The sequence below is a fragment of the Candidatus Ulvibacter alkanivorans genome, from assembly GCF_003333325.1.
Lineage (GTDB): Bacteria > Bacteroidota > Bacteroidia > Flavobacteriales > Flavobacteriaceae > Ulvibacter_A > Ulvibacter_A alkanivorans.
In genome coordinates this window covers 1-7,069 of sequence record NZ_QOLC01000056.1, presented here as the reverse complement: position 1 = coordinate 7,069, position 7,069 = coordinate 1, and the positions used below count along the sequence as shown (strand labels likewise).

The window sequence follows — 7,069 nt, the reverse complement described above, 5'->3', positions numbered from 1 at the left end:
AAACGGAACTGAGATCTCTTTGGCACCATAAGAAAGTTGTAAACTAAGATCATCGAAGATTAGGGTAGAAGGTCGGCCAGGAAGTCCTTTGTTGCCATAGATATACGTTTGTTTGGTAGTTTCGTTAACGGTAACATCCATTTGAAGTGCCACCGTACTTTGATTTTCGACCTTAGGTTTTTCAGAAACAATAGCGATTGTTGCATACGGATTGAATTCAGAAAAAACAAAATTATTGCTTCCATCAGAATACAATGCACGTAGCTTAAGCGGTTGCAGATCGCTAGAGGCCTGAATGGTGTCCAATTGTTGCGTAGCCATGACCCGTTGTGTAAGCGTTTGACTCGTTGTAAAAGCCAACTCATCGTTTTGATATACTAAATTTATCGCGCCGGGTAACCGCGATTGTTTAAAATTGTAAGTGACATTCCGTATGCGTTTGGTTTCACCTTGACTAATGTAGTATTCTTCACGACCATTGGGGCCTGCCACCACTATTTTTAAGGTAGGTAGTCCTTTGGCTTCATCGGTCACCAGTGATTGTTTTGGGTTGGGTAAAAATTCACTAACCTCAATATGCACGAGATCGTCTCCAATAAGATAGGACTCTTCCCAGGAGTTGTCGCCTAAGGAGGCAAAGAGCACAGGCTCACTAAAATTATACGTAGTGCCGTCTTTGTTGGCTTCAAATTTTAGATACGTTTCTGCCGATAGAAATGTATTGGCAGCATCGTTTTCACGGATATGCATAACGCCTTCAAAACCGAAATAACGGGTGACCCCGGCACCTATAAGGATCACGATAATGGAAGCATGAAAGAGTAACAGTGCCCATTTCTTTTGTTGAATCATACGATACGTAAAAATGTTTACGATGATCGTTATTCCAAAAAGCGCTAATAACAGTTCGAACCACCACGCTTTAAAAATCACTTTTTGAGCCGCGCTCGTTCCAAAATCGTTCTCAATAAAGGTAGCGATTGCGATGGCGGCTGCAAATAGTATAAAATAGAGACCGGCGGCCCTAGTATTAAATAGTGGATATAAGATTTTCTTAACTTTAGTGAGGAGGTTTTTCATCAAAATGGGATCGTAAGTATGTCAATTATTTTAAGCGCAGGTACAAGATATTTAAAAGTATGCGTATTTTAAATTTTATTTTCGGTGTTGCCACATGTATGGAACAGTTATAGAGCGATAAACCCTACATTTTATCAAATATATTATTTGAAGTAAAATCAATTGTAATTTATACAAGCTATTTTAAATTTCTGACTATTTTTGGAATGTTTTTTGAATCATTTCTTGTTCATAAATGCCCCAAAATTGAAAAAAGAAATTTTCTACATAATCATACAGTTCTTACTGTTTGCTTTGTACTTTATAGACGTGCAGGCGTATGAGTACTTGCTTCCTGTTTGGATTAATGTACTATTGTGGATTCTAATCGTTTGTGGTTTCTTAATTATTTTCTTCGGAATAATAAATCTCAATGAAGACATTAGTGTCTTCTCTAAGCATAAAAAAGATCGAATCTTAATACGAAAAGGGATCTATCGCTATGTTCGACACCCAATCTACGCCGGTATCTTACTGGCTATGTTGTCGTATGCTATTATTACAGTTTCCGTATTTAAACTTCTTATATTCGGGATCACCGCCTATGTTTTTTATTTAAAATCAATTCGGGAAGAGAAGTGGCTCATAAATAAGTTTGTTCGCTTTAGAAATTACAAAGATCGCACGGGACGATTTTTTCCGAAGCTATAAGATAACAAGCTACAATATCCCTATAACAATTCTTAATAACTTTTAATGTTTGTTTACTACAAAAGTTACTACTTTTACAAACTCAAAATTATAGGAAGAAACGTAATATTATGTCAGATACTATCGAACGATTAAAATGTCTTATTATAGGTTCCGGTCCTGCAGGATACACGGCAGCCATCTATGCCGCTAGAGCCGATTTGAAACCCGTGATGTATACCGGTATGGAACCTGGAGGACAATTAACAACAACAACAGAAGTTGATAATTTCCCAGGATATCCCGAAGGAATTGATGGCCCGACCATGATGGTCCAATTACAACAACAAGCCGAACGTTTTGGTACCGATGTTAGAATTGGTATGGTGACTGCAGTCGATTTTAGCGATGAGGTAGGAGGGATACACAAAGTAACGGTAGACAACGCAACCCAACTTGAAGCGGAAACTGTTATTATATCCACTGGCGCAACGGCAAAATACTTAGGACTGCCAAGTGAGCAGCGCTTACGTGGTGGTGGTGTGTCTGCTTGCGCAGTTTGTGACGGGTTCTTCTATAAAGGACAAGACGTCGCCATTGTTGGTGGTGGTGATACCGCTGCGGAAGAAGCGACCTACTTAGCTAATATTTGTAATAAGGTGACCATGCTTGTTCGTAAAGATCACATGAAAGCTTCTAAAGCGATGCAACACCGTGTAACCTCCACTAAAAATATCGATCTTCGATACAATACAGAAGTAGATGAAGTATTAGGAGACAATGTGGTCGAAGGATTGCGCATGGTGAATAACGAAACAGGCGAAAAGGAAGAAATTGCGATCACAGGATTATTTATCGCTATTGGACACAAGCCAAATACCGAGATATTTAAAGACCAATTGGATATGGATCCAACGGGATATATTATTACCAAAGGAAAATCGACCAAGACCAACAAGCCCGGGGTTTTTGCAAGTGGTGATGTACAAGATAAAGAATACAGGCAAGCCGTTACCGCTGCCGGAACCGGTTGTATGGCAGCACTGGATGCTGAACGATACCTAGCTACTATAGAAACAGAAGTTACAGCTTAGTAACATATAACTTTAAGCTTAAAAAACACCTAAGAACAGTTGGTCTTAGGTGTTTTTTTTTTATTCTTGACGATGGTCATAACTTACCACCCTGCTCAATTTCCATTCGCCGTCTATTAATACCCATAAGTGAGAGAACAGGGCTGTACTGCCATACACTTCTTCTTTTCCTTTTTGTTTTTCGTAAAAATTATGAATCCCGGTTTGAAGTGCTCCATATAAAGTTCCGCTCGAATACAACGGATAAATTTTCAGGCTGCCGGAGACCAATTCCCTTCGCGCTTGAAATCCGTTGGAAGCACATAATCCATTAGAGAGATTTTCGATAAAAGCAGTCTTCGAGTTAAGTATTCCGCTTTGATCGTGATAAAATTCAAAATCGCTATCTATCAACGTTTCGAACATCTCCAGATCGCAAGTGTTGAACCCTATATTAAATAATAAACTGTCGTTCTCTTTTATGGTTTTGTATATCGCTGAATTAGCGGGCAATTGTGCAAGTAGCGTACATGATGCGAAAAGGAATATAATGGTTAGTGGTTTCATAGTCGCTGTTAGATTTCTTCAGAAAAAAACTTCGAAATGATATTGCATCCCGAAGTTTTAAGGTTGGTTGATTAGTCGATAGCATCTTTCACTACATTTTTCGAACACTGCCCGACCGACTGCTATTGTCGGAGACCGCGGACGGATTTCCGTAGTAATTAATATCTCCACCGCTCGATGAATCGGTCGTAAGTCGGTCTTTTACGTTTACGGTCACATCAGCACCGCTGGAAGCTTCCGCAGTACAACTTAGTACCACAAGGTCTTTGGCATCCAGGTCACTTCCACTAGAGGCATCGGCACGCAAAACGCTAGCCTTTCCACTAACTTTAAGATCGGCTCCACTACTTGTTTCTGCATACACCTCTTTCGAGAATATTTCAAGTTCTAGATCGGCTCCGCTGCTGGCGTCTAGCGTAAGGTTTTCTGACTTCACGACAGAATTGGCAATTACATCGGCGCCACTAGAAGCTGCAACCGATGTTAGCTCGGTATAGGTTACGTATACCTTTTTCGATTTGGAACGACCAATGTTCTCTGTGGTTTTAATATGAAGTAAGCCACCGCGAATTTCAGTTTCGATGATATCTTGAAGGTTTTCATCGGCTTCAACCACCACTTTGGTTTCGGAACCCTCGGTTAGATATACGTCTAGTCCCGAAGATCCTTTTACTTGGTCAAAAAACGCCCCGTTGATTCGTTCTTCGGTGGTCACATTTCCATTGCCGTCGGTCTGACCAATATGTATGTCATACTTACAGCTACTAAGTACGGTCAAGGCCATACATACAAGAATAAATTTAATTGGTTTCATAGATTGGATTTTAGTTATTATTTGTTGTTTGAACAGAGTCTGTTACTATGGTTGTCTGCTTCGGAAGGGAATCTGTGGTTGTTTCGACAGGAGTAGAAGTCTCATCGAATTTCTGTTTTACTTCTTCCTCCCAGCTTTCTGTACGACCGTTGCTTTCTGAAGCTTCGATCGTTTCATCCATCGTATCTTGAACTTCCTTCGGGCAATCTAAACACTCTGTCGAATTGCTTAGAATACGCAGGTATTGTTCCTCATCTCCATTGTCGAGTATGTCTCTATATCTGGAACTATTTTGATGAAAAGAATACGTGTTTTGATCGGCATAAAGTATACTTCCCACGGGCATATAAAGAATGATCTCAAGTTCTTGATCACGATATTTATTATTCGGATCGGTAGTAAAGAAACCATCTAATGTAAGTGACTTGCCCTGCATCTCATAGTTATACTCGATGGCCTCGGCTCTTTTCTTTGCGTTTATAAAGCTATTTCCTTCCGCTTTACGCTCAATGATCAGCTTCGCAACCGAATCGGTGGTCGAGCGTACGATCAATCGAATGTCGTTAGAATACAATACTTTTTGATCGTTCTCGTCGTACTTAAATTTTATCCCGCCATGGCGATTCACCTCGTAGCTATACTTGGTATCGGCATGCATAGCCAGTCGAAGTGTATCTGCAGTTCTAATTGGTAAGGCGGTCTCGGTAATTACATCACCGTCGTAGGCCTGTTCGTTTGCTAATTTGATACCAAATATACTAAGCCCAATTAGGGAAGCGATCCAGACCAATAGCAAGATGATCTTTGCCGGTGTGCCTATAGAACGCAAATTATTGATCAATAATTTTAAACCGAGTATGAACAATACAAAAAATGGTATTCCGATCACAAAGAACAGTAGCAGTGCGAACAACCATGCCGGTGTGCCTGCATCTAAGAACACATTAATATAATCTGTGAATTCACCACTTCCTAAAAAGTCTACCGAACCAAAAGTGAACAGTCCTACTATCAGACCCACCAAGGTAGCTAATGAAGTAATGATTAGAATTACACCTATAAACTTGACAAATATTTTTAAGATCGTAAGAAGGATATTACCAAGCGTATCGAAAAAACCGGAAGCTCCGCTTTTTACTTTTTGCCCGTATTTGTCATAGTCTGCGTTCTTTACCCGATCCGCAACTGTTTCATATCCTTCCTTGAACTTTTTTTCGATATTGGAGATATTTACTGCTTCCCCCGTCATTTTAAGTTTATCGGCGGTACTTAGCGCAGGTGGCACCAATATCCAGAATAAGATATAGATCACGATCGCTACTCCACTGGTAATAAACGTTAAAAGTATCCATAACAGTCGTACCCAAATGGCGTCAATGCCTAAGTAATGACCTAATCCCGAGGAAACGCCCGAAATGAACTTGTTGTCAACGTCCCTAAATAATTGTTTGTACGATGTCCTGGCCTTTGCGCTGGAATGTGTAGGAGGTTCTTCAAACAGCTCTTCGTCTACCGAATAGTCTTCAGGCTGTCCCATGACAGCGATTACTTCGTCTAATTCTTTAAGCGAAATAACCTGAGCATTGCTTTCAATTTTTTCAGAAAAAAGTTCGGCAATACGTGCTTCAATATCACGCATAATCTCATCGCTGCCTTGAGGCTCAATAAGGGATCGTCTAATTGCGTCCAAATAGCGCTGTAATTTTCCAAAGGCATCCTCATCGATGTGGAAAAACGTGCCGGCTAAATTTATATTAATTGTCTTTTTCATTTTGTAGTTTTTTCGCTGGTTACTCTGTTCACAGCCTGTTGTAGTTCACTCCAGGTGGTGTCTAATTCTTTTAAAAATAATTTGCCTGTTTCGGTTAGGTCATAATACTTACGTGGTGGGCCACTGGTAGATTCTTCCCAACGATAGGAAAGCAATCCTGCATTTTTAAGCCTTGTTAGCAGGGGATAAATTGTGCCTTCCACTACAAGCATTTTTGCGTCTTTTAGAGTGTCTAGGATATCACTTGTATACGCCTCTCCATCCTTGAGGATAGAAAGGATACAGAATTCTAGAACTCCCTTCCGCATTTGCGCTTTTGTGTTTTCGATTTTCATATGCTTATTTTTACTGTTGTTGAGATAACATATCTCGTGTAATGATGAATGATTTAAGATCGGTATTGATTAGGTACCGTTGTGCAGTATGATCATCACTACAATGACGTATCTCGAAAGTAGTGACGTTTTCCACTTGTTGTGGTACGTCGCTGCCGAGAAGATTAAATACTGCGGCTAATACTAATTTAACTAGTGTGCTCATTTTCTGATTGATTTTTCTCCAGTACTACCGGAGCGGTTGTTTTTAAAAATGGTATGGACAATGGATATTTGTACCCTTTTCCTTTAGCGGCATGCATTGTTGCGTTGATCACTGCATACAATTCAAATACAAATAGGCCAAACAGTAAGAATGCTACAATACCTAATAGAATTATATATCCGGTGACATTTTTGATCTCACTAAAGGTGATCGTATGCGTGGTATGCTCGATCGATTCTATTAAAGAAACGAGATCGGTTGCAAAGAATACAAAAAATGGAATGCATGCTAACCCAATTAATAGGGTGTATAATAAAATACTTAACTGAAAATTGATGGCCTGCTTACCGTGGGCATCTACAAAAGGCTTTTCCTTATTTACCGTCCATATAATAAGTGGTGCAATAAAATTTGCAAAAGGAAAGAAATACTTTAAAAAAGTAGAGAGGTGTAAAAACGCTCCGATATTTTTTTGATTTTCTGAAACAGTTGTGTCCATGATTGATTAGATTCTTATACAAATATATGTCTAAAAGAAGGTATTATGTTACGCAT

Annotated in this window: 9 protein-coding genes; 2 read left to right on the top strand and 7 right to left on the bottom strand. The window is 39.6% G+C overall.

From position 1 onward, the window contains the following. Positions 1-1,080, bottom strand: a 1,080-nt coding sequence (locus tag DWA30_RS04350) for a cytochrome c biogenesis ResB family protein (protein ID WP_136073154.1), incomplete at its 3' end; no start/stop codon positions are given. 246 nt (positions 1,081-1,326) lie between these two features. Here DWA30_RS04350 and DWA30_RS04345 point away from each other — a divergent pair. Together DWA30_RS04345 and trxB are read left to right on the top strand one after the other, a co-directional pair. Continuing rightward, positions 1,327-1,770: a methyltransferase family protein gene (locus DWA30_RS04345; protein ID WP_168421733.1), complete on the top strand. Its 444-nt coding sequence runs from the start codon at positions 1,327-1,329 to the stop codon at positions 1,768-1,770. Between the two features lie 110 nt (positions 1,771-1,880). Continuing rightward, entirely contained in the window at positions 1,881-2,843 is a 963-nt protein-coding gene (trxB, locus tag DWA30_RS04340; protein WP_114491319.1) for a thioredoxin-disulfide reductase, read from the top strand. A gap of 60 nt (positions 2,844-2,903) precedes the next feature. Here trxB and DWA30_RS04335 read toward each other — a convergent pair whose 3' ends face one another. From DWA30_RS04335 to DWA30_RS04315, 6 genes are all read right to left on the bottom strand, one after another. Next, positions 2,904-3,389, bottom strand: a complete 486-nt coding sequence (locus DWA30_RS04335; RefSeq protein ID WP_114491318.1) for a nuclear transport factor 2 family protein — start codon at positions 3,387-3,389, stop codon at positions 2,904-2,906. Between the two features lie 91 nt (positions 3,390-3,480). Further along, positions 3,481-4,203 (bottom strand): head GIN domain-containing protein, encoded by a 723-nt coding sequence (locus tag DWA30_RS04330; protein WP_114491317.1) that lies wholly within the window; start codon positions 4,201-4,203, stop codon positions 3,481-3,483. 10 nt (positions 4,204-4,213) lie between these two features. Beyond that, the gene (locus tag DWA30_RS04325; RefSeq protein ID WP_114491316.1) at positions 4,214-5,974 is read right to left on the bottom strand and encodes a PspC domain-containing protein; all 1,761 of its coding nucleotides are present in this window, start codon (positions 5,972-5,974) and stop codon (positions 4,214-4,216) included. Then, a complete protein-coding gene (locus tag DWA30_RS04320; protein ID WP_114491315.1) occupies positions 5,971-6,309 on the bottom strand; it encodes a PadR family transcriptional regulator in 339 nt (112 codons plus the stop codon). Before DWA30_RS04320 ends, DWA30_RS04325 begins: the two co-directional genes overlap by 4 nt. 10 nt (positions 6,310-6,319) lie before the next feature. Beyond that, positions 6,320-6,514, bottom strand: coding sequence for a hypothetical protein (locus tag DWA30_RS13180; RefSeq protein ID WP_136073153.1), 195 nt, complete (start codon positions 6,512-6,514; stop codon positions 6,320-6,322). After that, positions 6,498-7,013, bottom strand: coding sequence for a DUF4870 domain-containing protein (locus DWA30_RS04315; protein ID WP_114491314.1), 516 nt, complete (start codon positions 7,011-7,013; stop codon positions 6,498-6,500). The genes DWA30_RS13180 and DWA30_RS04315 overlap by 17 nt, the downstream gene beginning before the upstream one ends. Between the last annotated feature and the right edge of the window lie 56 nt (positions 7,014-7,069).

Coding starts and splice junctions, on each gene's coding strand:
- DWA30_RS04320 (WP_114491315.1), bottom strand. CDS start 6,309: ATGAAAATCGAAAACACAAAAGCGCAAATGCGGAAGGGAGTTCTAGAA.
- DWA30_RS04325 (WP_114491316.1), bottom strand. CDS start 5,974: ATGAAAAAGACAATTAATATAAATTTAGCCGGCACGTTTTTCCACATC.
- DWA30_RS13180 (WP_136073153.1), bottom strand. CDS start 6,514: ATGAGCACACTAGTTAAATTAGTATTAGCCGCAGTATTTAATCTTCTC.
- trxB (WP_114491319.1), top strand. CDS start 1,881: ATGTCAGATACTATCGAACGATTAAAATGTCTTATTATAGGTTCCGGT.
- DWA30_RS04330 (WP_114491317.1), bottom strand. CDS start 4,203: ATGAAACCAATTAAATTTATTCTTGTATGTATGGCCTTGACCGTACTT.
- DWA30_RS04315 (WP_114491314.1), bottom strand. CDS start 7,013: ATGGACACAACTGTTTCAGAAAATCAAAAAAATATCGGAGCGTTTTTA.
- DWA30_RS04335 (WP_114491318.1), bottom strand. CDS start 3,389: ATGAAACCACTAACCATTATATTCCTTTTCGCATCATGTACGCTACTT.